Here is a 26078-nt window from a genome sequence, read left to right on the forward strand (position 1 = left end):
TTGTTTTGTTCACTAGCTAAGCTAGCTACTAAAAACTTTATTGATTACGTTTTGCTTGTTCAGTTTTCAAGGTTCATGTTGTTTATTTCAGCGTCACCTCTTGGCGACTCACTAATAATATCAAGATTCGACAACTATGTCAACATATTATCTAAAAATATTTCAATAGATTATATTTTAATGATTCAAACACTTGATACTAAATAAAAATAGTATATTGCCTGTAGAAGAGAAAGTTAGAAACTGAAGGTACTATACTTTATATAACCGTATACCTCCACATTATTATCCTTACTATAAATGAAAAAAGGCAGCCATAATTATGGCTTGCCTTTCTACAAATTAGTAATGATTCGAGAAATATAAAAACTGCGGTTTTTTCCTAAATCAAAAATTTCGCCTGTATGAACTAATTTAATGAGAGGACGTGTGGGTGCAAACTTATTAACAAACATAACTTCTCCACGCTCTAGGTTAGAAAGTTCAACAATCGTACCTATAGGGAGATCCGCAACAATATCGATTAATGCACGTACCACTTTAATATCAAACTTACCGAATTCAGATTCATTAATCATTTCTATTACTTTAAACGATGATTGCTTTGACCTATATACACGTTCACAAGTCATGGCATGAAATACATCTGCCACGGCAATGATTTGCGCAAAGATAGAAATATTAGCGATCCTTTCGCCTTTCGGATACCCGCTTCCATTTAAACGTTCATGGTGTTGAAATATTGCCTCTTTCATAGTTTCTTTTAAAATGGTTAAATCTTTCACCATGTTATAACTATAAATGGGATGTTTATAAATTTCATCAAACTCCTGCTCAGTAAGAGGTGTCTTTTTATCTCGAATACGGGGGTGTACTTTAGCCATTCCACAATCAGCTAATAGGCCACCTATGGCAATTTGAATTGTTGTCCCTCTATCATAGCCTAACTTTTGAGCAACTACAGAGGAAATCAAAGCTGTTGCTACACTATGGTGATATAAATAGTCTTTAGGGTTAGAAAACTCATTTAAATCAAAAATAATTGTTCGATCTTCCAAGACCATTTCTACCAAAGGCAATATAATGGTTCTTGCTTTGGCGATATCTACTTTAGCACCCGCTTCCCAATTTTTAAATTCCTTTTTAAATTGTTCAATAGAATGATTATAAGACTTCCTAAAAGTCGGAATGTCCTCTACTACTACTTCTACATCAATTTCTTTCTTTTCCGACCGAATATCGTTTTGATTTTTATAAACAGGGACGTTAAAAATATTAAATGCCTGGAAAACTTGTAAATGTACATGGGAAATTATTGTATCTTTAAAGATGATAGGATACTGTGTATTAGCAAAAATATCTTCAGAAATTACTCTACCAACGCCTAACTCTGAAATTGGAACATGTATTGTTTCCATGAAATGAACACCTCTCCACTTTAACTTGCTTCAAATAAGGGTACTTTTATTTTATCATGTAATTCAAAATAATTACTTATTTTTCATTATTTATAATAAAAAACCGATGATCGACATGAACGCTGTCGTCATCGGTTTAAATTATTCCTCTATTTCATCTTCGTCCTCAGGCAATTCTTCTGCTTTTTCAACCTTAGCCACAGTTGCAACCAATTCTTCATCACCTAAGCGAATTAAACGAACACCCTGTGTGCTGCGCCCAATTAATGAAATATCATTAACATCCATACGAATAAGCATACCGTTAATAGTTATAAGCATAATATCCTCTGAACCATCAACTGTTTTCACAGCCACCATCGGACCATTTTTATCAGTAATTTGCATTGTTTTTAATCCAACGCCACCACGGCTTTGTAAACGATAATCATCTTCAGAAGTACGTTTACCATAACCTTTTTCAGTAACTACTAAAATTTCTTGTCCGGGTTCAACAATCTCCATACCTACTACTTCGTCACCATCACGAAGTTTAATACCTCGTACACCACCAGCTGTACGTCCCATAGAACGAATATCATCTTCTTGGAAACGAACAAGCATACCATCACGTGTACCAATGATAATTTGCTTATCCCCATCTGTTAAACGAACAGAAATAAGATCATCATCTTCTCGTAAACTGATAGCTATTAAACCATTCGTACGAATGTTGGCAAATTGTGATACAGGTGTACGTTTCGTAATACCTGTTTTTGTTGTAAAGATAAAGTACGCATCTTCATCAAATGATGCAACACGAATCATCGCTGTTACTTTCTCACCTTTATCGATATTGAGCAAGTTAACAATCGGTAGCCCTTTAGCTGTACGACCATACTCTGGAATTTCGTAACCTTTCGCTCTAAATACTTTACCTTTGGAAGTAAAGAATAGAATTGTATCATGCGTAGAGGTATTCATAAGATGTTCTACAAAGTCATCTTCGTTTGTACCCATTCCCTGAACTCCACGACCACCGCGTTTCTGACTACGATATGTATTCGCAGCTAAACGTTTAATATAGCCGTTATGCGTTAAAGTAACGACTGAATTTTCAACAGGAATTAGATCCTCATCTTCAATCATTTCAATACCGCCAGAAGTAATTTCAGTACGGCGTATATCACTATAGCGGTCTTTCAGCTCTAAAATTTCAGTACGAATGATATCAACAATTTTAGCTTCGTCCGCTAAAATTGCCTTTAATTCAGCGATTAGAACCTGAAGCTCTTGATATTCAGCTTCTATTTTTTCACGCTCTAAGCCACTTAAACGAACTAAACGCATATCTAAAATTGCTTGAGCTTGTCGTTCTGATAAATTAAAACGCTCCATTAATTGAGGCTTCGCTTCTTCACCACTACGTGAACCACGAATAATCGCAATTATTTCATCAATATGATCTAATGCAATTCGTAAGCCTTCTAAAATATGTGCACGGTCTTCTGCTTTTCGAAGATCGAATTCAGTACGACGACGAATAATAACTTTTTGGTGCTCTAAATAATGGTATAGCATTTCTTTTAAGCCTAATACCTTTGGCTGACCATTTACTAATGACAGCATATTGATACCAAAGCTTGATTGCATAGCTGTTTGTTTGTATAGATTATTTAATACTACATTTGCATTTGCATCTTTTCGTACCTCGATAACTACCCGCATACCACGACGGTCTGACTCATCACGTAAATTCGTAATACCATCGATTTTTTTATCACGCACAAGCTCTGCTATTTTTTCAATCAGCTTAGCCTTATTTACTTGGTATGGTAATTCATGAACAAGGATCGTTTCCTTACCATTCGCCTTTTGCTCAATTTCCACCTTCGCACGAATAATAATAGAACCACGGCCAGATTCATAGGCTCTACGAATCCCACTACGGCCTAAAATTAATCCGCCAGTAGGGAAATCTGGGCCAGGGATGATTTCCATCAATTCCTCTGTAGTAATCGCTGGGTTTTCAGAAAGTGCTATAACCGCATCAATCGTTTCTCCCAAATGGTGAGGAGGAATATTTGTGGCCATACCAACGGCAATCCCTGCAGCACCGTTTACTAATAAGTTTGGATAACGACTTGGTAAAACAATCGGTTCTTTTTCAGAGCCATCATAGTTATCTGTATAATCAATTGTGTCTTTATTGATATCACGTAGCATTTCCATCGCAATTTTAGACATACGTGATTCTGTATAACGCATAGCTGCCGCTCCATCACCATCAACAGAACCAAAGTTCCCATGACCGTCAACAAGCATATAACGATAGCTGAAATCTTGCGCCATACGTACCATAGCATCATAAATGGAAGAGTCACCATGTGGATGGTACTTACCCATAACATCCCCAACAATACGTGCTGATTTTTTGTAAGGCTTATCTGCTGTATTTCCTAACTCCTGCATCCCATATAAAATACGACGATGTACTGGTTTTAATCCATCACGTACATCAGGTAATGCACGTGAAACAATTACACTCATTGCATAATCAAGAAAGGATGTTTCAATTTCTTCTGTAATATTAATTCCTTTAACACCGGAGCGTTCTTGTTCTGACAAAGTGTAGACCTCCTCTCAAGAAAAATTAGATATCTAAATTAGCGTAAACGGCATTTTCCTCAATAAATTGACGACGAGGTTCAACTTCATCGCCCATTAAACGCTCAAATGCTTGGTTAGCCTTAATTGCATCATCTAATTCTACTTGTAATAATGTACGGTACTCTGGATCCATTGTAGTATCCCAAAGTTGTTCAGCATTCATTTCACCAAGACCTTTATAACGTTGTACATTCGGTTTTGGCATTTTTGGTAGTCTTTCTAAAATTTCTTTTAATGTTTCATCATCATAGCAATATTCAACATGCTTACCTTGTTTCACTTGATAAAGTGGTGGCTGCGCAATGTAAATATAGCCTGCCTCTATAAGTGGACGAAGGAAACGGAAGAAGAATGTTAAAAGCAATGTACGAATATGTGCACCATCAACATCGGCATCTGTCATAATAATGATTTTATGATAACGGGCCTTTTCTAAATTGAACTCTTCTCCAATACCAGTACCGAATGCTGTAATCATGGCACGGATTTCTGCGTTCGATAAAATCTTATCTAAGCGTGCCTTTTCAACATTGAGAATTTTCCCACGTAAAGGCAATATTGCTTGGAAGTGTCGATCACGTCCTGATTTAGCTGAACCTCCCGCAGAGTCACCCTCAACAATATAGATTTCACATTCAGCAGGATTCGTTGAAGAACAGTCAGCCAATTTACCAGGCAAACTTGACACTTCAAGTGCATTTTTACGACGAGTAAATTCACGGGCCTTTTTGGCTGCGACACGAGCACGAGCTGCCATTAAACCTTTTTCCACAACTTTGCGAGCAACAGTTGGATTTTCCAACATAAAACGTTCAAAGCCATCCGAGAATAAAGCGTTAGTAATTTGACTTACTTCTGAGTTCCCTAACTTTGTTTTTGTTTGCCCCTCAAATTGAGGATCTGGATGTTTAATAGAAACAATAGCTGTTAAGCCTTCGCGCACATCCTCACCTGTCAAATTGGCATCAGCTTCTTTCAATAATCCACCTTTTCGTGCGTAATCATTAATGACGCGTGTAAGAGCTGTTTTAAAACCAGACTCATGTGTACCACCTTCATACGTATTAATGTTATTAGCAAATGAAAATATATTAGAAGAGAATCCGGCATTATATTGCATAGCAATCTCAACCGAGATACCATCTTTTTCTCCAAGTACATCAATCGGATCATGAATCGGCTCTTTAGATTGATTTAGGTGCTCAACATATGAACGAATACCACCTTCATAGTGATATGTAGTTGAACGCTCCTCACCTTCACGTTCATCGGCGATGGTAATCTTGATTCCACGATTTAAATAAGCCAATTCACGAATACGATGAGCTAAAATATCATACTCATAAACAGTAGTTTCTTTAAAAATTTCTGGGTCCGCTTTAAAACGTGTTGTTGTTCCATTATGGTCTGTATCACCAATAATTTTTAGTTCTTGTATCGTTTTTCCCCGTTGGAATTTGATTTCATGAATATGACCTTCGCGGTGAACTTGCACAATTGTTTCAGCAGAAAGAGCATTAACAACGGATGCCCCTACTCCATGTAGACCACCTGAAACTTTGTAGCCTCCACCGCCAAATTTACCACCAGCATGTAAAACTGTCATGATAACTTCAACAGCAGGCTTACCCATCTTTTCTTGAATGCTGACCGGAATACCACGACCGTTATCTTCTACGCGAATCCAGTTTTCTTTTTCTATTGTTACTTGTATATCAGTACAAAATCCTGCTAGAGCTTCATCGATACTATTATCAACGATTTCCCATACTAAGTGGTGTAACCCTTTTGAGCTTGTTGAACCGATATACATCCCTGGTCTTTTACGTACTGCCTCTAAACCTTCTAATACCTGTATCTGATCGGCCTCATAAGCTTGGTTTTGTAAACCTTCGTTCTCTATAGCCACGGCTTTCATCTACTCCTTCATAACATCATTGTGTGTAAATGAATGAACAGTCAACCGAGCTGACTATTACCATTCTTTTGTAATCTAAAAAACTACCCTGGCTAACTTTTTTCAATCGCACCTTGTTTCACGTGGAACAGTTGAGCCTGCTCCATTGTTTCATGATGAATTCCTTCAACACTTGTAGTTGTGACAAAGGTTTGCACTTCACCTTGAATGGTATTTAATAAATGCGATTGACGATAATCATCAAGTTCCGACAAGACATCATCTAAAAGTAGTATGGGTGTTTCATTTGTTTCTTGTTTAATTAATTCAATTTCAGCAAGTTTTAAAGACAATGCGGTTGTACGCTGCTGTCCTTGCGAGCCATATGTTTGCACATCATAGCCATTTACTAAAAACTGCAAATCGTCACGATGTGGACCTACTAACGTCACACCTCTGTCAAATTCGCGTTCTCTTGCTTCCATCAATTTTTGATGTAAAGTATTTTCAATTTCGCTAGAAGAATGTTCTTTTTCTATTCCAGCTACCGTACGATATTTTATAACGAGCGTTTCCTTCCCTTGTGATATACCTGCATGTATAGGTTCAGCCCACTCCTGCAATAAATCCATAAATTGAAATCTTTTACGAATAATTTGGGTAGCTGCATGAATATATTGTTCATTATAAACCTCATACATCACATCATTTGACATGGATTTGCCCTGGTTCATCTTTAAGAAATGGTTACGTTGTTTTAAAACTTTTTGAAAGGTTAATAAATCATGTAAATAGACAGGCGAAATTTGCCCAATCTCCATATCAATAAAACGTCGGCGTATTTGCGGACTACCCTTTACAACGTTTAAATCCTCTGGTGCAAACATTACGACGTTCATTTGGCCAATATAATGACTAAGGCGACTTTGCTCTATATGATTTATCTTGCCCTTTTTACCCTTCTTTGTAATCGTAAGCTCAATCGGTAAAATACCATGTCTTTTTTGAACGGCCCCTTCTATTTTACCATAGTCTGAATCCCAACGTATCAATTCTTTATCGTTCGTTGTTCGATGGGATTTAGCCATTGCTAATACGTAGATAGACTCCATAACATTTGTTTTTCCTTGAGCATTTTCACCAATGAAAACATTAATTTTTGGAGAGAAGTTTAAAGCTAAGGCATCATAATTACGGTAATTTGTAAGTTTTATTTGTTCAATATGCATAGTTTATTGCCCAGTTGGTCCTACGATCTGAAAACGACCACATCCTGGTATATTTATAACGTCTCCGTTACGTAATTTCCGACCTCGACGATCGTCTACCTCTCCATTGACATATACAGCATTTTCCTGTAAAAACCACTTCGCCATTCCACCTGAACTAATGGCATCAGATATTTTTAATAGCTGCCCTAACGTGATGAACTCCTCATCGATTTTAATGTCCTGCATAGTGTGTTCCCCTCCAAATACAGACTGACTATCTCTCTATCATACCTAAAATTTCACCATAAGTAAAAAAGATAGCCGCAAATTGCGACTATCCTAACAGATCTTAAATTTTTAGTAAGTTCGTACAGGTAAAATTAATTGTAAAATTGCATCATCATGAACAGAGCGTAAAATAAACGGTCTCATTGCGCCTGTAAATTGAATGACTACATCTTGGCCGTCGATTGCCTTCAATGCCTCCATCATATATTTGGCACTAAAAGAAATTTTTAAACCTTCCCCTTCTAATGATTCAACAGGAATTTCCTCTTGTACTTTACCGATTTCAGGTGAATTAGAAGAGACTTCAACTGCTTGGTGGCCTAATATTTCAAAACGGACAACATTATTACGGTCTCCTCGTGCTACTAGTGAGGCACGGTCAATAGCCTGCAATAAAGATTTACCGTTAATCGTCACATTAGTTTGATATTCTTCTGGAATTAAGCGAGAAGTGTCTGGGTAATTTCCTTCTAGTAAACGAGAGAAGAATAAAACATCCCCTGTTTTAAATAATACTTGCTGACTTGTAATAACAATTTGGACAAGGTTTGTAGAATCCTCGAGTACTTTATTTAACTCATTTAAACTTTTTCCTGGGATAACAACACTATGCTCAACTGCTGGTAAATTTTCCAGTTGTACCTTACGTCTAGCTAAACGGTGACTATCTGTTGCAACACAGATTAATGTTTCGTCTTTAATCTGCCAGTTTACACCTGTCAACACTGGTCTACTTTCTGAAGTGGCAACTGCAAACACTGTTTCACGAATAATTGTTTTTAGAAGATCAGCAGGAATAGTAAATTTTTGATCTTCCGTTAATTCTGGTAATAATGGGTATTCAGTTGCATCAGAGCCAATTAAATGGAACTCAGATTTACCAGAGCGAATATGAGTTTGGAAACCCGGTGTTACTTGAATTTCAACATCATTTGTTGGTAATTTACGTACAATTTCATTAAACATACGAGCTTGTACAACTATTGATCCTGTTTCTGCAATGTGAATAATCTGTTGTCCATCTTCCTCAACAGGAATAAATGTTTGGATTGTAATATCTGCATCACTACCAGTTAAGCGTATACCTTCTTCTGTTACATCAATTTTAATCCCTGTTAAAATTGGAATAGTTGTTTTTGAACTTACTGCTTTCATGACATCATTTAAACCCTCTAATAAACGGTCACGTAAAATATCAAATTTCATTCGTTTTCCCTCACATATTTATATTATTTATTTATATAAAATAAAAAAGATATAGTAATAGGCTCTGTGGATTTGTGGATAAGTGCCTTTTTATGAATAAAATCAGTCTATCCACATGTAGATAGACTGTGTATAAGTTTGTGTTTAAATAGTAGGATTGTCCACAGCAATTACTTCCCTAGCATGCTACGAATTTGTTTAACATCTTGTTGAAGCTGGACGTCATTTTTCAACAAAGAAGATATTTTTTCGTGAGCATGAATCACAGTTGTATGATCACGTCCTCCAAATTCTTCGCCAATTTTCGGCAGCGAAAAATCTGTTAATTCGCGTGATAAATACATGGCAATTTGGCGAGGAAAAGCAATTAGCTTTGTACGCTTTTTCGCCACAAAATCTTCTAAACGTATACTAAAATGCTCACCAACAGCATTTTGAATGTCTAATATTGTTACAGTTCGTGGCTTTGAGTTAGGAATGATATCCTTTAGTGCCTCTGCAGCAAGTGTCGCATTAATATCTTTGTTTACGAGTGATGAATAGGCAACGACGCGAATAAGCGCACCTTCAAGCTCCCTAATATTGGAGTCAATCTGGTTCGCAATATAGAGCATCACTTCATTGGGTACCTCTAAACCATCTGCTTTTGCTTTTTTACGCAGAATAGCAATACGTGTTTCCAAATCGGGGGGTGCAATATCCGTTATTAATCCCCATTCAAAACGTGAACGTAGCCGATCCTCTAATGTTGGAATTTCCTTTGGAGGTCGGTCACTCGATATAACAATTTGCTTGGATTCTTCATGTAAAGTATTAAACGTGTGGAAAAATTCCTCTTGAGTTGATTCTTTTCCAGCGAGGAATTGAATATCATCAATTAGCAGTACATCCACATTGCGGTACTTATTGCGAAAATCAAGTGCTTTGTTATCACGAATAGAGTTAATAAATTCATTTGTAAATTTCTCAGATGATAAATAGACTACTTTTGCATTCGGATTATGCTCTAAAACATAATGACCAATGGCATGCATTAAGTGCGTCTTACCAAGCCCAACTCCCCCATAAATGAAGAAAGGGTTATAAGCCTTTGCAGGTGCTTCAGCAACTGCTAGAGAGGCAGCATGTGCAAAGCGGTTACCAGAGCCAATAACAAACGTATCAAAAGTATACTTCGGGTTTAGCATACCCGGTGAAATATCATGGTGATCGTTATTCTTTGCTTGGATAATCGGCGCCGGCAAATCAAAATCGTCCGAATCCTGGTTTTTTTGAACAACAAATTTAATAAGCAAGTCTTCGCCTGTAAGCTCCGTTAATATACCTGTAATCAAATGAATATAATGATTCTCAAGCCAATCTCGAGCAAACGAATTTGGCGCAGCAATTGTCACAGTTGAACCACTGCCATTGTAGGACAGTAATTTGGTAGACTTTAGCCACGTTTCGAAGCTTGGTTTAGAAATTTTTTGTTCAACTTGAGCCAGGACATTATTCCATAATTCTTCTAAATGTTCCAAGCTACTAATCTCCTTTACAGTGTTCAATACATAAAAAAAATTGCATTTATAGAAATGGCAAATACGTTCATTTTACAACTCGTCCACATAATCACAAGTTGTGGATAAAAGTTAACCAAAGGCTGTGATAAAAATTATCCACAGCATATTAACAGTTGTGGATAATTAAAATGTTCATTTCAGTTTTCAACAAAGTGAAGCACAGTAATCGTATCAGAAAAACAAAGCTATTTCAATAGTTTATGAAACTTATCCACATAGCTTGTAGTTATGCACTTTGGAGTTGTCCACAAGCACTGCGTATGTGAAAAAGCTGTAGATAAATGTTGTGGATAAAAAAATATGCAAAAAACACTATACACAACTCTGTGCAAAAAAAACAAGTATTCTGTGGATAAATATTTTTAAGAAAAAGATAGTAATATTGTTTTTTACGAAGGATTGAAATAGTCATTGGGGGAAGATGAAGTAGATTTATTTAAATACATAGAATGACTACCTAAAAGAAATTTGTGAAATACATTGACAAAATAACTAGTTACTTTATATAATATTCGAGTCTGTATGTTGAAAAATTCAACTCATATATCAGGAGGTGTCTATATAAATGAAACGTACTTACCAACCAAAGAAACGTAAACACAGTAAAGTTCACGGTTTCCGCGCACGTATGAGCACGAAAAACGGTCGTAAAGTTCTTGCTGCTCGTCGTCGTAAAGGAAGAAAAGTTTTATCAGCATAAAATAAGTCCACTGAGCCACATCAGTGGTCTTTTTTTTCTTTATTTTTGGTAAACCTAGAAATGAGGATCAAAAGATATTATCTATTAGCAGGTGAAAGAAATGAAAAAACGCCAAAGAGTGAAGAAGAATGATGATTTTCAAAAGGTGTTTAAAAAAGGTAAATCTTTCGCTAATCGTCAGTTTGTTGTTTACTTTTTAGCAAAAGAGGAACAAACAGAATTTCGTGTAGGTTTATCGGTTAGTAAAAAGCTTGGGAATGCGGTAAAACGCAACCAAATAAAACGCTATATTCGACATAGTATTCTGGACTTAAAGGATGATCTAAAGACGAATATGGATTATGTTATTATCGCCAGACAACCGGCGGCCACTATGGATTTTCATGAAGTGAAACAAAGTTTGCAACATGTACTAAAAATCGCAAAGGTATTGAAGAAAGTGTAATGTATGCAACCGAGTGGTAAAATGCGCCTGTATAATAGCTTTAAGAATGAGAGTGAAATTGCATACCATAACCTAGGAAGTATACGTATAGGGGTATTATTAACGCTAGATTTCACTTGAAAATATGTTAAATTCGCCACAAAACCCAGGAATATGTGTATATTGTGAGAATATTTAGTAGAGTGAAACGTTATAGGCATGATAAAATAGCTGATAACTTTATCTTTGTTTAAGCTTAGATAAAGCTGCTGTCAGATGTCACAGATTTTAGGACAGGAAACTGTCAGTCAGCGAATAAAGAAGATGCATATAGATTTAGAAAAAGTGAATAGTAATTGTAGGGGGAAGAAGGTTGAAAAAACAACATTGGGTAATTTTGTCACTAGTATCAGTAGCTCTACTACTATCTGGTTGTACAGAATTCAATGAACCAATTTCCAAAGACAGCACTGGCTTCTGGAATGAATTTATTGTTTGGCCGTTGGTATCAGCTATAAAATACTTTGCTGAGCTACTTGGCACGTACGCATGGGGGATCATTGCCGTAACGATTATTATTCGTTTAGCGATTTTACCACTAATGATTAAACAAACAAAGAGTTCTAAAAAGATGCAAGAAATTCAGCCAAAATTGAAGGAACTGCAAAAGAAGTATGCTTCTAAGGATGCTCAGACACAACAACAATATCAGCAAGAAATGATGAAGCTGATGAGTGAATCAGGTGTAAACCCACTTGCAGGGTGTTTACCAGTAATCATTCAAATGCCAATTTTAATTGGTTTCTATCATGCAATTAGCCGTATGAATGCTACATCTACATTTGATTTAGGGAATTTCTTTATCTTCCCTCTAGCGGATCCTGCACCTGCATTAGCAATTACAGCAGGTTTAATGCAATTTATCGTATTACGTACAGGACCAGCAATGGATAATCCTCAAATGAAAATCATGATGTATATTATGCCATTCATGATCATTGCTTTTGGTATGGCCTTACCAGCTGCATTATCACTATATTGGGTAATCGGGAACATTATTTCGATTTTCCAAAACCTGTATATTTATAAGCCTTGGAATAAAGATAAAACACAACCTGCTCAAAATGGAGGGGCTAAAAAGTGAAACAACTTACGCAAATAGGCGCAACAACAAAAGAAGCGATCTCATTGGCGTTACAGAAACTTGGCAAAACCCGTGAACAAGTAGATGTTGAAGTTTTACAAGAAGGTAAAAAAGGATTTTTAGGTTTTGGTGCACGTTCTGCAGAAGTTCGTGTAACTGTAAAGGAAGTTCAGATTCCGGTAATTGAAAGTGAAGAAGCCGAATCGCAAATAACGACTCAATTAGACAAACAATTAGCAGTAGATGATGTTGAAACAATCCGTTCACAAGTTTCTGATCAACCAAATGAAATCGAAGCTGTTCAAAAAGTTGTAAACGAACACAATGAGGAAGAAGATTCAGCGAACCCAATTGAGGAGGCAAAAGCTTATTTAGTAACAATTGCTGAGCAATTGGATATTCATGATCTTGAAATAACTACGACACGTGAAGGGAAATATGTTTATTTTCAGCTGAAAAGTGAGAAAGCTGCTCTACTTATCGGAAAACGTGGTCAAACATTAAATTCCTTACAGCAATTAACGCAGTTAGTGCTCAATAAAAGTGCTAAGCAGTTCTTAATGGTGAAATTAGATGTGGAAAACTATCGCGAACGTCGACAAGTAGCTTTAGAGTTACTTGCTGATCGAATGGCGGATAAAGCATTACGTTCAAATCAACGTGTGGCATTTGAACCAATGCCGTCATACGAAAGAAAAATAATTCATAATCAATTAGCTAATCGTCTTGATCTTGAGACGTATTCAGAAGGCTCAGAACCAAATCGTTATTTAGTCATTGAGCCTGCCAAAAACAAATAGATTATTTTCAAAAACATACAGACACTATAGTTTTAAAGGTCATTTTATCCCTCGCGATAAAGTGACCTTTTTTTATGAGGCAAAGAATCGTAGTATTGTTGGAATTCAGTCCTATAAAAAATGGCTGTTATCCACATTTGGAAATGATCCTTACTTTAGATTTTGTTGAAAATATGTTAGTCTAAGGTGTTAGTAAGTATTGGTCGGTTTCGATTATCCACATGTGGATAACGTTAAGGAGGTCATTAAATGGAGTTTGATACAATTGCTGCGATATCCACACCTATGGGTGAAGGTGCCATAGCCATCGTTCGTTTAAGTGGGGACGAAGCAGTGGCGATTGCAGATAAAATATTTAAATCACCAGGTGGAAAAAGTTTAACGACAAAGGATTCGCACACTATTCATTACGGTCATTTAGTGGATCCTAAAACAAAAGAGGTAGTAGAGGAAGTAATGCTATCCTTAATGCGTGGTCCAAAAACCTTCACACGCGAGGACGTAGTTGAAATAAATTGTCACGGTGGATTAGTTTCAGTTAATCGTGTTTTACAACTAGCATTAACGAATGGAGCAAGATTAGCAGAGCCAGGTGAATTTACTAAACGGGCGTTTTTAAATGGGCGTATTGATTTATCTCAGGCTGAAGCAGTAATGGATTTGATAAGAGCCAAAACAGACCGAGCAATGAATGTTGCCTTAGGTCAGATGGACGGAAAACTATCAAGACTGATCGGTGACTTGCGCCAAGCTTTACTAGAGACATTAGCCCAAGTAGAGGTTAATATAGATTATCCAGAGTATGATGATGTAGAAGAGATGACTGTACCTGTTTTAGTAGAAAAATGTACATGGGTACGAGATGAAATTATTAAACTTCTTCAAACATCTTCTCAAGGGAAAATATTACGAGAGGGTTTATCGACTGTTATTTTAGGCCGTCCAAATGTAGGGAAATCTTCTCTTTTAAATAGCTTGGTACAGGAAAATAAGGCCATAGTGACAGATATTGCTGGTACTACTCGTGATATTATAGAAGAATACGTCAATGTACGCGGTGTTCCGCTTCGTTTAGTGGATACAGCGGGTATTCGTGAGACAGAAGACATTGTTGAACGAATTGGCGTAGAACGTTCGAGAGAAGCGCTTCGTGGAGCAGACTTAATATTATTTGTATTAAACTATGCAGATGAGTTAACGGCTGAGGATGAGCGTTTATTCGAAACTATTGAGGCGATGGACTACATCGTTATTATCAATAAAACAGATTTACCGCAAAAAATTAATTTAGCGCGTGTCAAAGAGCTAGCAGGTAAACATCGCATTGTAACAACTTCACTTTTACAGGAGGAGGGTGTTACAGAGCTAGAAGAAGCGATAGCTGCATTGTTCTTTGAAGGGCAACTTGAAGCGGGCGATTTAACATATGTTTCAAATGCAAGACATATTGCACTATTGCATCAAGCACAGGCGACAGTTGAGGATGCAATAGCAGCTGCTCAAGCTGGAGTTCCAGTTGATATGGTACAAATTGATGTCACAAGAACTTGGGAATTACTTGGTGAGATTATAGGTGACACCGTGCAAGAAAGCCTAATCAACCAGCTATTTTCTCAGTTTTGTTTAGGAAAATAACTTTAAGAAAGAAAGGAAGATACGAGCATGCCAACAAAATATGAGGCAGGCACGTTTGATGTGATCGTCATTGGCGCAGGTCATGCAGGTTCAGAAGCTGCACATGCTGCGGCTAAAATGGGTGCTAACACACTAATGTTAACGATCAACTTAGATATGATTGCATTTATGCCATGTAATCCATCCATTGGTGGTCCTGCCAAAGGAATCGTCGTACGTGAAATAGACGCTTTAGGTGGCGTCATGGGGAAAGTTATAGATAAAACACATATTCAAATGAGAATGTTAAATACAGGAAAAGGTCCAGCTGTACGTGCATTACGTGCGCAAGCGGACAAAGTTTTGTATCAACAAGAGATGAAACGCATATTAGAGGAAACCGAAAACTTAACAATCCATCAAGGAATGGTAGAGGAACTTATCATTGAGGATGGAGAAGTAACTGGGGTTATTACACAAATTGGTGCTATTTATCGTGCCAAAACAGTAGTTGTCACAACAGGTACCTTCCTACGCGGTGAAATTATTATTGGGGATATAAAATATTCAAGTGGTCCTAATAACCAACAACCGTCAATTCGCTTAGCTGATAATTTAAAAGAGCTTGGTTTTGACCTTGTTCGTTTTAAAACAGGTACACCACCACGTGTTAATAATCGTACAATTGATTATGATAAAACTGAAATTCAGCCAGGAGATGAAGTTCCACGTGCATTTAGTTTTGAAACAACGGAATTCATTATGGACCAACTACCTTGCTGGTTAACGTATACAAGCCCTGAAACACATGAAATAATTGAGGCGAATTTACATCTATCACCGATGTATTCTGGGATGATTAAAGGGACAGGTCCACGCTATTGCCCTTCGATTGAAGATAAAGTAGTACGCTTCAACGATAAGCCGAGACATCAAATCTTCTTAGAGCCAGAAGGACGTAACACACGTGAGGTTTATGTTCAAGGTTTATCAACAAGCCTACCAGAGCATGTTCAAACACGTTTACTAAAATCAATCCCAGGCTTAGAGAATGCAGAAATGATGCGTGCGGGCTATGCCATTGAATATGATTCAATTGTACCCACACAATTGTGGCCAACACTAGAAACAAAGCGCATTAAAGGCTTATATACAGCTGGCCAAATTAATGGTACATCGGGCTATGAGGAAGCGGCGGCCCAAGGATTCATGGCAGGAATGAATGCTGGAGCTAAGGTACTTGGCAAAGAGGAATTAATCCTTAGTCGTTCGGATGCCTATATTGGGGTACTCATTGATGACCTTGTGACAAAAGGAACAAATGAGCCATATCGTTTATTAACTTCTCGTGCAGAGTATCGCCTATTGTTACGTCATGATAACGCTGATTTACGATTAGTAGAATTAGCCTATAAAATGGGCATGGTTCAACAAGAACGATATGACAAGTTCAATGAGAAAAAAGCATTGATTGACAATGAAATTGCACGTCTTCGTGAAATAATTATTAAACCGAATGAAGCTACACAAGCTGTTATTCGTTCTGCTGGTGGTAGTGAATTAAAAGATGGCATACGTGGTGCTGATTTATTAAAACGCCCAGAAATGCATTATGAGATGATTTCCTCATTAATTCCGGCAGATATCGAATTTACAGAAGAAGTAAAAGAGCAAATTGAAATTCAGCTTAAATATGAAGGCTATATCGAAAAAGCATTGCTACAAGTAGAGAAGCTGCATAAAATGGAAAATAAAAAAATTCCTGAGAATATTGATTATGATGCGATTTCTGGTTTAGCGACAGAAGCGCGTCAAAAATTAAAACAAGTTACACCGCTTTCCATTGCACAAGCCTCTCGTATTGCTGGTGTGAACCCAGCAGATATTTCTATTCTGCTTGTTTACATTGAACAAGGTAAAATTGCGAAAATAAGCGGTTAATAAGAACAGTAAAGTGAATAAGGGGCGGGCATACCATTGTGCCCGCTTCCTATTTTTAAAGCAATACTATTGTTAAGATGTACTAGTATGGCTAGATTAATAAAGGAGACTTTACATGAACGAACAACAATTTATTGAGGCACTTAAAAAAAAGGGCATCGAGCTTTCCGAAAAGCAAATTGCTCAATTTAAAAAATACTTTGAATTACTAGTTGAGTGGAATGAAAAGATGAACCTGACTGCTATTACAGATTTAGAAGGTGTTTATTTAAAACATTTCTTTGACTCAATCAGTGCCTCATTTTATTTTGATTTTTCAAAAGTAATAACTGTTTGTGATGTAGGAGCAGGGGCTGGTTTCCCTAGTATCCCAATAAAAATCTGTTTCCCACATTTACATGTCACAATTGTCGACTCCTTAAATAAAAGAATTACATTTTTAAACCATTTAAGTGATGAGTTACAATTAGAAAATATGAATTTTGTGCATGCCCGCGCAGAAGAGTTTGGTCAAAATTTAAAATATCGTGAACAATATGATGTGGTGACAGCACGTGCAGTAGCTCGTTTATCTGTTTTATCGGAGCTATGTGTGCCATTAGCAAAACAAGATGGCTATTTTGTTGCCTTAAAAGCAGCTGCAGGTGCAGAAGAATTAAAAGATGCTAAAAAAGCGTTAACAACATTAGGTGTTAAACTAAAAGAAGAATATTCTTTCAAGCTACCTGTGGAAGAAAGTGACCGCACTTTATATATATTTGATAAAATAAAAGGAACACCGAAAAAATACCCGCGTAAGCCAGGTGTACCAAATAAAACACCAATTCAATAATTAGTGTTTCATGTGAAACTTTCTCAAAGTAGAATATATTTTTTCTATTTTGAGCATACATACTAGTTATGGATGGTTCACGCAAAAGTCATCTATGAACTATATACATTTGAGGAAATATAATAAATAATAATAGAATGAGACAGAGCAAGATAGTTACTTAAAGGTGGTGCCACTTGGATGAAAAGTCCTTTTTCACGTTTTTTTGGAGGCGGAAGTAAAACAGAGCCTATTGTGAAAAATGAAGTAGAACAAGCAGAGGCGGTTCAAACAGCAGAAGAAGTCATAAAATTGCCTATTGATGAAATTGTACCTAACCGTTTTCAGCCACGTACTATTTTTGATGATGAAAAAATTGAAGAATTATCAAGAACCATTCATACGCATGGTGTGATTCAGCCAATTGTTGTACGTAAAACATCAGAAAATCAATATGAAATCATTGCCGGTGAGCGTCGTTATCGAGCTATGAAAAAGCTACAATGGACAGAGGTTCCTGCTATTGTACGTAATTTAACCGATAAGGAGACAGCTTCTATTGCGTTAATAGAGAACTTACAGCGTGAGGAATTAACTGCAATTGAAGAAGCGGTAGCCTATCAAAAATTGTTGGAGCTACATGAGCTCACACAAGAAGCTCTTGCCCAAAGACTTGGAAAAGGACAATCCACTGTAGCCAATAAATTACGTTTATTAAGGCTTCCAGATGAAGTGCAACAAGCCATATTACAGCGCAAGATCTCTGAACGACATGCACGTGCATTAATTGCTATTAAAGATCAACCATTACAACTAGAAATTTTACAACAAACAGTTGATAATGATTGGAATGTTCGCCAGTTAGAGGAACAGATTCAGGCCATCTTGCATCCGGTAACAGATGAGCAAGAGGAGTCGGTACCAAAGAAAGCAAGGCCAAAACGCAAAGCCATTAGTAAAGATGTCCGTATAGCTTTAAATACTATTAAGCAATCATTAACGATGGTAACGAAAAGTGGTATTACGGTAAATACGGAAGAAGAAGATACAGAAGAATATTATCAAATTACGGTGAAGATACCTAAAAAGAAAAAGGTGTAATAAATTATCTCAGAATAATTTATCAGCAACTTTTCCTTCATCGTAAAAAGGAGATATCTCAGAAAGTTGAATGAGGTGTCTCCTTTTTTGTATATATTCTTAATATTTTATACAACTTCTAACTGTTTTTTTGATAGAATGAAAGTTAGATAGCGGGTTCAATACATTGATTTTACAAATGATTTGTCAAAGTAAACGTTGATAAATGAAAGCAGGTGCTTTTAAATGGGTAGAATTATAGCAATCGCCAATCAAAAGGGTGGCGTAGGGAAAACAACAACTTCAGTCAATTTGAGCGCTTGCCTAGCCTATTTAGGTAAGAAAGTGCTACTTATTGATACTGATCCGCAAGGGAATACAACAAGTGGCCTTGGTATTAATAAAGGAGACATACAAAGTTGTATTTATGATGTGCTCATTGATGATGAAGATGTTGAAAATGTCATTCAAAAAACAAATGTAGATAATTTATCAATTGTGCCAGCCACAATTTCGCTTGCAGGCGCTGAAATTGAATTGGTGTCGACTATTTCAAGGGAAGTGCGTTTGAAACATGCATTACAAAATGTAAAAGAAGATTTCGATTATATAATTATTGACTGTCCACCATCTTTAGGACTTTTAACAATTAATGCTTTAACAGCTTCAGATGCATTGATTATTCCAGTACAATGCGAATATTACGCATTGGAAGGTCTAAGCCAATTGCTATCTACTGTTCGCCTTGTACAAAAGCATTTGAACCAACAGTTATATATTGATGGTGTTTTACTAACAATGCTAGATGCACGAACAAACCTTGGCTTACAAGTTATAGATGAAGTGAAAAAATATTTCCAAGATAAAGTATATAAAACGATTATTCCTCGTAATGTGCGTTTAAGTGAAGCACCTAGTCATGGGCAACCAATTATCACTTATGACGCAAGATCTAGAGGTGCAGAAGTTTATTTGGAGATGGCGAGGGAAGTGATTAAAAATGGCTAAAGGTTTAGGGAAGGGCATTGGTGCACTATTTCCAGGAGAGTCATTAGAACAAAGTGGGCAAGTGGAAGAAATCCAATTAGATTTAATTGTTGCAAACCCATTTCAGCCTCGTAAAATTTTCGATGAGGAAGCTTTACAAGAATTAGCAGATTCGATTAATGAGCATGGCATTTTGCAACCAATCGCTGTAAGGAAAAAGGGGCGTAAATTTGAAATCGTTGCAGGGGAACGTCGATATCGAGCGTGTTTACTAGCAGGTTTAGATGTTATTCCTGTAATCATTAAAGAATTATCAGACGCACAAATGATGGAACTAGCTATTCTAGAGAACCTTCAGCGCGAGGATCTAACAGTCATTGAAGAAGCAGAGGCCTACCAAAGCTTAATGGAAAATTTACATTTAACACAGGAAGAGCTATCGAAGCGTCTAGGAAAAAGTAGACCACATATAGCTAACCATGTTCGCCTCCTTGCTTTACCAGAAGATGTCCGAAAATTTATGAATGATGGCACACTATCTATGGGACAAGGCAGGGCATTACTCGGCTTAAAAAATAAAAGACGAATCTCTGAAGTAGCCATGAAGGTAATGAAGCAAGGTTTAAATGTTCGCCAAGTTGAAATGTTAGTACAATCCTTAAATGAGGAAGTTTCACGTGAAACAATTCCGCCCAAGAAAAAAGATATATTTGTGGCGGCGAAAGAATCTCAATTAAGAGATTATTTTGGAACAAATGTTCAAATTAGAAAGAATAATAATAAAGGGAAAATTGAAATAGAATTTTACTCTGAAGATGATTTAGAGCGCATTTTAGAAATCCTCAATGTACAAGAAGAATAAATGATATTTATATAATTTAATCAGAGCGCCAAGCAAACAGGCGCTCTCTATTTTTTAGAGAGAAGGAAGGCAAAAGGGTGGTAATACTAGGGGCATTGATTAATGCTGTGCTAATTATAGCAGGTGCATTAGTGGGGCGAATTTTCAAAAATATTCCTGAATCTATGAAGTCTACTGTCCTATCTATAATTGGTTTAGCAGTCGCATTATTAGGGATAAAAATGGGATTTGAAAGTGATAATTTTATTATCTTAATCGTAAGTTTAGTGGTGGGTACTGTAGTAGGTGAGTGGTTAGATTTAGATAAGCAAATGAATCGCCTTGGCAAATGGGTAGAGTCATTATTTCGAACAAAACGAAATGACCAAAATCAAATTAGCATTGCAGAAGGGTTTGTCACAGCTTCATTAATCTTTGTTGTTGGCTCTATGGCTGTTATTGGTGCACTTGATAGCGGTCTTCGTAATGATCATAATGTATTGATTACAAAAGGATTAATAGATGGTTTTACATCCATTATTCTAGCATCCACATTAGGTATAGGTGTATTGCTTTCAGCGATACCTGTTTTTATTTATCAAGGATTAATTGCAGTTTTTGCAGGGGTCATTAGTTCTTTTATATCTGATGCTGCTCTACAAATGTATATTACTGAAATGACAGCCGTTGGCGGCGTTATGATTATGGCAATAGGGTTAAATATAGCTGGTTTAACTAAGATCAAGGCTGCTAACTTGCTGCCAGGTATCGTCATTGTTGGTATTATGGTTGCTTTCTTCTACATTTTTCAATGAATAACGGTGGGCAGCCAGTAATAATGCTCTTGAAAGCTTTTCAGCCATAGCATAAGAAATATGAAGCCTTGTATTTTGTAAAACAAGCATTTCCATAAAACCTCCAATATTGACGATTCCTTTAATGGAAATGTCACCGATTGGGGGTAATTCTTTTTTTACAGCCTTCCCAGGAAAAATAGGACCACTTTGAACGGAAATATGACCGACATTTTGTTCACTACCAAGACAGGCATCAATCGCAATAATGAATGGTTTTGTAGTATGATTGTGTAGCTGTTGAATAGTAGAATCTAGATTTAGAGCATGTAGCGGATCTTCTAAAGAACCGACAATTTTATAGGGGAAGCTAACGGACTTATTTAAAAAGCTACCCGTTAACGGTCCAAGCGTATCACCTGTACAACGGTCGCTGCCAATGCAACAAAAAATTAGTCGTTCATGATGAAACGGTATATATTCTAAAAATAATGTACTTAATTGCCAAACAGCATTTTTACTTTCGTGATGAAGGGAATAAGGTAGTAACAAATTTGGTATAGTATTCATAAAAAAACTCACTTTCTTTTTATTTTTAGAAGTGCTCAATTTTTATGCAGTATACGCAAATTTTTAGCAAGTTATTCAAGAGGTGGAAACGATGGAATGGAATAAGAAATTAATGGAGAGATACTGGGAAAAGCTCACATCTGACAAACTTTGGGAAAGTGTGATAGATTCTTCTATTGAGATTATGCTAATTTTACTAGCATCCTGGATAGCTGTAAGAATGGGTAAAAAATTAATTAAAAAATTATTTTTAATCCGCATGCGTTCCCCATTAAATCATTCAGAACGACGTCAACGTACTATTTCCAGATTATTACAAAGTGTGATTTCCTATGTTGTTTATTTCTCTGCAATCATTGGCATTCTATCTTCTTTAAATATAAAGGTAGCCGGTCTTTTAGCGGGGGCAGGGATTGTTGGTTTAGCCGTCGGTTTTGGTGCCCAAAGTTTGGTGAAAGATGTTATCACGGGCTTCTTTATTATTTTTGAAGATCAGTTTGGTGTAGGGGATTATATAAAAATTAATGGAGCAGAAGGTACAGTTGTAGAAATTGGTTTACGTACTACGAAAATTAATGGGGGGACTGGAGAGCAATTTATCATTCCTAATGGTGCAATTGGTGAGGTCGTCAATTACTCTGTAAACAACTCCAAAATTTTTATAGATTTACAAATGACCACGGATGCGGACTTTGAAAAAGCAGAAACGGTTATTAATCAGTATTTAGAATCTTTACCAGAAAAACATAAAGAATTAATAGCGGCACCAGTGTTTTTAGGTGTACAAAATGTCAAAGGTACAGAGGTAACGATCCGCATTACTGCTGAAACATTACCGCAGCAACAATATGGAGTGGCTCGTAGTATTCGCCGAGATGTGACAAAGCTTTTTGAGGAACATCGTATACCAATGGCTCATCCAAAAATGATGTTCTATGACAAAGGTGAGGGGAGAAGTGAGTAGGGTGGAAGAGAAGAAATATGGTTTAAATGATATTGTTGAAATGAAAAAGCAACATCCTTGTGGTACGAATAAATGGAAGATTATTCGTATGGGTGCCGATGTTCGAATTAAATGTGAAGGTTGCCAACATAGCGTAATGATTCCACGTCGAGAATTTGAGAAAAAAATGAAAAAGGTTTTACTTTCTGCTAGTGAGGCTTAACTTCAGGCATATTAGACTTTTTGTAAGTGAATCAATATAATAGAAAAGGTTATATGAGAGAAAATTTGAACTGATTATAGAAAGGTTGTGTCCATTCATGGCATTAACAGCTGGAATCGTTGGTTTACCTAACGTTGGAAAATCAACATTATTTAACGCAATTACAAAAGCGGGCGCATTGGCTGCAAACTATCCATTCGCGACGATTGATCCGAATGTCGGTATCGTTGAAGTACCAGACGCACGTTTAGATAAATTAACAGAATTAGTTGTACCTAAAAAAACAGTCCCAACTGCATTTGAATTTACAGATATCGCTGGGATTGTAAAAGGTGCTTCCAAAGGTGAAGGTCTAGGAAATAAATTTTTAGCGCATATCCGTGAAGTAGATGCCATTTGCCAAGTTGTACGTTGTTTTGTAGACGAAAATATTACACACGTATCGGGTGCGGTGGATCCAATTGATGATATCGAGGTTATTAACCTAGAGCTAGCACTAGCCGATTTAGAATCAGTAGATAAACGTATCCAACGTGTTAGCAAAATGGCCAAGCAAAAAGACAAAGAGGCTATGATTGAAGAGCCAGTACTTTTAAAAATTAAAGAGCAGTTAGAGAACGGTAAACCAGCGCGTGCTGCAGAGCTTTCAGATGATGAACTAAAGGTAATTAAAGGTCTTCATTTGCTAACAATTAAACCAATGCTGTATGTTGCCAACGTTTCAGAAGATGAAGTGGCGGATGCTGACAATAATGAATATGTCAAAAAGGTCCGTGAATATGCATCAGCTGAAGGTGCTCAAGTCATTACAATTTGTGCAAAAATCGAGGAAGAAATCTCAGAGCTAGACGATGAGGAAAAGGCTATGTTCTTAGAAGAATTAGGAATTAAAGAGTCTGGTTTAGATCAGCTCATCCGTACTTCTTATGACTTATTAGGCTTAGCTACGTATTTCACTGCTGGTGTACAAGAAGTTCGTGCATGGACGTTCCGTAAAGGGATGAAGGCACCGCAATGTGCAGGAATCATCCATACAGACTTTGAACGAGGCTTCATTCGTGCTGAAACAGTTGCTTATGATGATCTTTTAGAGGCAGGTTCTCAAGCAGCGGCTAAGGAAGCTGGTAAGGTACGTCTTGAAGGTAAAGAGTATGAAGTTCAAGATGGCGATATTATGTTATTCCGCTTTAATGTATAAGACAAACAGAGGGCAATCTTAGTGATTGCCTTTTTTCAATTATTATTTTATCTGAATTTTTAGTGTATGGGAGTGACATCAAATGAACGTAATGGGACTAAAAGAACGTGGTCTAGAGTTTGAGCAGCTAGAAAGATTACCCCAGGATGTCCTAGAGTTTATGTATGAACAGAAATTGTTCAAATTGTTCACTGCAAATGAACTAGGAGGTAAGAATCTAGATTTAGTAGAGGGAATAAAAGTGTTTCAACAAATAGCTGCCCTCGATGGTAATGTTGGGTGGCTTGTGACAATCGGGACGGGAGGTAATGCATTTATTCCAGCATTTAGCCAAGAAATGTGCGAAAAAATCTTTACCCCTAAAAATGCAGTTATCGCAGGTAGTGGTTATCCAACGGGTGTAGCTGTAAAAGTAGAAGATGGTTATGTAGTAACAGGGCAATGGAAATATTGTAGTGGTTCGGACTATGCTACAACCTTTACAATGAATTGTTTGATAGAGCAAGATGGCGTGAAAACAGACAAAATCATTAGTTGCTCCTTAGACCGTCAAGATGTTGAAGTTTTAAATGATTGGCGCGCAATGGGCTTGAAGGCAACGGCAAGCCATACTATTCGCGTAAACAACGTATGGATACCTCAAGAGGCTACTTTCCAAATAGGTACGATCAGAAATAGCTATGGGAATGCTGTACATACCTTTCCATTTACAACCTTTGCAGAGGCTTCCTTTTTAAGCGTTTGTCTAGGGATAACTGAAAATTTTTTAGAAGAAGCATTTATTTTAATCAAGCAACGCAATCATGATGCTCATCGAGCTGAGCGTATGGGAGCATTACAATTTTTACTCATGCAGCAACAGAAGCATTTTAAACAATTTGAAAAGCAGTTCTATACTACCTTGTCGGTATATTGGCAAAAGCATCAGCGAGATGAATCATTGACAGAGGAAGAACTAACACAATTTACACAAATGAGTAAAGAAATTGCAGCTGCTTGTATAGAGATTGCCAATAAATTAATACGTAATCTTGGCATGGATGCTATTACAGAGACTGCCCCAATAAATCGCATTTGGCGGAATTTGTATACAGCTGCACAGCATGGCTTTTTAACTCCTTAAGAGTTATGATTAGACTCTGTCATTTTTACGAACGGACAGAGTCTAACTTTCGTATGTATCTTGCCTTGGTGAACGGTCGTTTTCTATATAAACATAAAGCTTCGGTAATTTAGGATCATCTTGCACTAAGGCGTTATTAGGATATTTTCGTAACTCCTTATACATAGCAAAGTCACCTACTGCACCTGCTATTAAAAAGGCTCCTACCAGTATTAAAATGGTAGTATTAAAATAAAACCCTGCAAAAGTAGGAAGAACGCCAGTCGTCCAAAATGGCAGCAATAATGCTCGTTTCATGGCGTGATTATATAGAGGCTTTGTAGTAGTTGCATAGGCAACACCTAGCTCTAAGTTTATGCCATATTGTAAAGACTTCAAAGGTACTTTGCCAAAGAGCATAAAGCCAAGTAAATGAAAAGCTTCATGCAAAATAATAAAAACTACATACAGAATAACAAATAGTACTGTACCACCAAGGATAGCCCAAAAAGAAAATTGAAAATCTTTAAAGCAAATATATTGAATGGCTATAAATAATATGACAAGACCAATTGTGATCACAATATTGTCGATCATTAATTTTTTTATATTTAATTCAATAACAATAGGTTCTTTATTCGGTAGCACGAAAGTTCTCCTTTCACGAATTAAACA

General features: G+C 36.7%; 24 protein-coding genes. 15 read left to right on the plus strand and 9 right to left on the minus strand.

Annotation, left to right across the window (positions count from 1 at the left end):
• Positions 1 to 335 precede the first annotated feature (335 nt).
• The 7 genes from AC07YC_RS15445 to dnaA form a co-directional block, all read right to left on the minus strand.
• Positions 336 to 1418 carry an HD-GYP domain-containing protein gene (locus tag AC07YC_RS15445; RefSeq protein WP_336637211.1) on the minus strand — a complete coding sequence of 361 codons (1083 nt, stop codon included), beginning with the start codon at positions 1416 to 1418 and terminating at the stop codon, positions 336 to 338.
• A 141-nt stretch (positions 1419 to 1559) separates the two neighbouring features.
• Positions 1560 to 4025: a DNA gyrase subunit A gene (gene gyrA, locus AC07YC_RS15450; RefSeq protein ID WP_494919836.1), complete on the minus strand. Its 2466-nt coding sequence runs from the start codon at positions 4023 to 4025 to the stop codon at positions 1560 to 1562.
• Between the two features lie 25 nt (positions 4026 to 4050).
• A complete protein-coding gene (gyrB, locus tag AC07YC_RS15455) occupies positions 4051 to 5985 on the minus strand; it encodes a DNA topoisomerase (ATP-hydrolyzing) subunit B (RefSeq protein ID WP_336637213.1) in 1935 nt (644 codons plus the stop codon).
• Between the two features lie 92 nt (positions 5986 to 6077).
• Positions 6078 to 7193: a DNA replication/repair protein RecF gene (gene recF / locus AC07YC_RS15460; RefSeq protein ID WP_008177992.1), complete on the minus strand. Its 1116-nt coding sequence runs from the start codon at positions 7191 to 7193 to the stop codon at positions 6078 to 6080.
• Between the two features lie 3 nt (positions 7194 to 7196).
• A complete protein-coding gene (yaaA, locus tag AC07YC_RS15465; protein ID WP_008177990.1) occupies positions 7197 to 7421 on the minus strand; it encodes a S4 domain-containing protein YaaA in 225 nt (74 codons plus the stop codon).
• A 111-nt stretch (positions 7422 to 7532) separates the two neighbouring features.
• Positions 7533 to 8669 (minus strand): DNA polymerase III subunit beta, encoded by a 1137-nt coding sequence (gene dnaN / locus AC07YC_RS15470; protein ID WP_494919837.1) that lies wholly within the window; start codon positions 8667 to 8669, stop codon positions 7533 to 7535.
• Positions 8670 to 8839: 170 nt separating this feature from the next.
• Positions 8840 to 10189, minus strand: a complete 1350-nt coding sequence (dnaA, locus tag AC07YC_RS15475) for a chromosomal replication initiator protein DnaA (protein WP_008177987.1) — start codon at positions 10187 to 10189, stop codon at positions 8840 to 8842.
• A 607-nt stretch (positions 10190 to 10796) separates the two neighbouring features.
• Between dnaA and rpmH the strand changes: the two genes are divergently transcribed.
• From rpmH to AC07YC_RS15530, 11 genes are all read left to right on the plus strand, one after another.
• Positions 10797 to 10931 carry a 50S ribosomal protein L34 gene (gene rpmH / locus AC07YC_RS15480; protein WP_004233310.1) on the plus strand — a complete coding sequence of 45 codons (135 nt, stop codon included), beginning with the start codon at positions 10797 to 10799 and terminating at the stop codon, positions 10929 to 10931.
• A 100-nt stretch (positions 10932 to 11031) separates the two neighbouring features.
• Positions 11032 to 11376, plus strand: coding sequence for a ribonuclease P protein component (gene rnpA, locus AC07YC_RS15485; RefSeq protein WP_036121925.1), 345 nt, complete (start codon positions 11032 to 11034; stop codon positions 11374 to 11376).
• A gap of 352 nt (positions 11377 to 11728) precedes the next feature.
• Positions 11729 to 12499 carry a membrane protein insertase YidC gene (gene yidC, locus AC07YC_RS15490; protein ID WP_008177983.1) on the plus strand — a complete coding sequence of 257 codons (771 nt, stop codon included), beginning with the start codon at positions 11729 to 11731 and terminating at the stop codon, positions 12497 to 12499.
• Positions 12496 to 13299: an RNA-binding cell elongation regulator Jag/EloR gene (gene jag, locus AC07YC_RS15495; RefSeq protein WP_494919838.1), complete on the plus strand. Its 804-nt coding sequence runs from the start codon at positions 12496 to 12498 to the stop codon at positions 13297 to 13299. Before yidC ends, jag begins: the two co-directional genes overlap by 4 nt.
• A gap of 249 nt (positions 13300 to 13548) precedes the next feature.
• Positions 13549 to 14934: a tRNA uridine-5-carboxymethylaminomethyl(34) synthesis GTPase MnmE gene (gene mnmE / locus AC07YC_RS15500; RefSeq protein WP_008177979.1), complete on the plus strand. Its 1386-nt coding sequence runs from the start codon at positions 13549 to 13551 to the stop codon at positions 14932 to 14934.
• Positions 14935 to 14961: 27 nt separating this feature from the next.
• The gene (gene mnmG, locus AC07YC_RS15505) at positions 14962 to 16854 is read left to right on the plus strand and encodes a tRNA uridine-5-carboxymethylaminomethyl(34) synthesis enzyme MnmG (RefSeq protein WP_494919839.1); all 1893 of its coding nucleotides are present in this window, start codon (positions 14962 to 14964) and stop codon (positions 16852 to 16854) included.
• A 115-nt stretch (positions 16855 to 16969) separates the two neighbouring features.
• Positions 16970 to 17686, plus strand: a complete 717-nt coding sequence (rsmG, locus tag AC07YC_RS15510; protein ID WP_008177975.1) for a 16S rRNA (guanine(527)-N(7))-methyltransferase RsmG — start codon at positions 16970 to 16972, stop codon at positions 17684 to 17686.
• 180 nt (positions 17687 to 17866) lie between these two features.
• Positions 17867 to 18766, plus strand: coding sequence for a nucleoid occlusion protein (noc, locus tag AC07YC_RS15515; protein ID WP_336637219.1), 900 nt, complete (start codon positions 17867 to 17869; stop codon positions 18764 to 18766).
• A gap of 225 nt (positions 18767 to 18991) precedes the next feature.
• The gene (locus AC07YC_RS15520; protein ID WP_008177971.1) at positions 18992 to 19753 is read left to right on the plus strand and encodes a ParA family protein; all 762 of its coding nucleotides are present in this window, start codon (positions 18992 to 18994) and stop codon (positions 19751 to 19753) included.
• Positions 19746 to 20594 (plus strand): ParB/RepB/Spo0J family partition protein, encoded by an 849-nt coding sequence (locus tag AC07YC_RS15525; RefSeq protein ID WP_036121909.1) that lies wholly within the window; start codon positions 19746 to 19748, stop codon positions 20592 to 20594. The genes AC07YC_RS15520 and AC07YC_RS15525 overlap by 8 nt, the downstream gene beginning before the upstream one ends.
• A 77-nt stretch (positions 20595 to 20671) precedes the next feature.
• The gene (locus tag AC07YC_RS15530) at positions 20672 to 21388 is read left to right on the plus strand and encodes a DUF554 domain-containing protein (protein WP_494919840.1); all 717 of its coding nucleotides are present in this window, start codon (positions 20672 to 20674) and stop codon (positions 21386 to 21388) included.
• On the opposite strand, the gene yyaC is transcribed toward AC07YC_RS15530, so the two are convergent.
• Entirely contained in the window at positions 21305 to 21937 is a 633-nt protein-coding gene (gene yyaC / locus AC07YC_RS15535; protein ID WP_494919841.1) for a spore protease YyaC, read from the minus strand. The two genes, AC07YC_RS15530 and yyaC, sit on opposite strands and share 84 nt — an antisense overlap.
• Positions 21938 to 22028: 91 nt before the next feature.
• Here yyaC and AC07YC_RS15540 point away from each other — a divergent pair, with 91 nt between their 5' ends.
• The 4 genes from AC07YC_RS15540 to AC07YC_RS15555 all read left to right on the plus strand — a co-directional run bounded on the left by AC07YC_RS15540 (position 22029) and on the right by AC07YC_RS15555 (position 25424).
• Positions 22029 to 22901 (plus strand): mechanosensitive ion channel family protein, encoded by an 873-nt coding sequence (locus tag AC07YC_RS15540; protein ID WP_494919842.1) that lies wholly within the window; start codon positions 22029 to 22031, stop codon positions 22899 to 22901.
• 1 nt (position 22902) lies between these two features.
• On the plus strand, positions 22903 to 23103 hold the full coding sequence (locus tag AC07YC_RS15545) for a DUF951 domain-containing protein (RefSeq protein ID WP_008177961.1): 201 nt from the start codon (positions 22903 to 22905) through the stop codon (positions 23101 to 23103).
• 97 nt (positions 23104 to 23200) lie between these two features.
• The gene (ychF, locus tag AC07YC_RS15550) at positions 23201 to 24301 is read left to right on the plus strand and encodes a redox-regulated ATPase YchF (RefSeq protein ID WP_008177960.1); all 1101 of its coding nucleotides are present in this window, start codon (positions 23201 to 23203) and stop codon (positions 24299 to 24301) included.
• A gap of 82 nt (positions 24302 to 24383) precedes the next feature.
• On the plus strand, positions 24384 to 25424 hold the full coding sequence (locus AC07YC_RS15555; protein ID WP_494919843.1) for an acyl-CoA dehydrogenase family protein: 1041 nt from the start codon (positions 24384 to 24386) through the stop codon (positions 25422 to 25424).
• A 42-nt stretch (positions 25425 to 25466) separates the two neighbouring features.
• On the opposite strand, the gene AC07YC_RS15560 is transcribed toward AC07YC_RS15555, so the two are convergent.
• A complete protein-coding gene (locus tag AC07YC_RS15560; RefSeq protein ID WP_336637224.1) occupies positions 25467 to 26051 on the minus strand; it encodes a DUF3267 domain-containing protein in 585 nt (194 codons plus the stop codon).
• Between the last annotated feature and the right edge of the window lie 27 nt (positions 26052 to 26078).

The organism is Lysinibacillus sp. GW247-5R2A, from assembly GCF_059424475.1.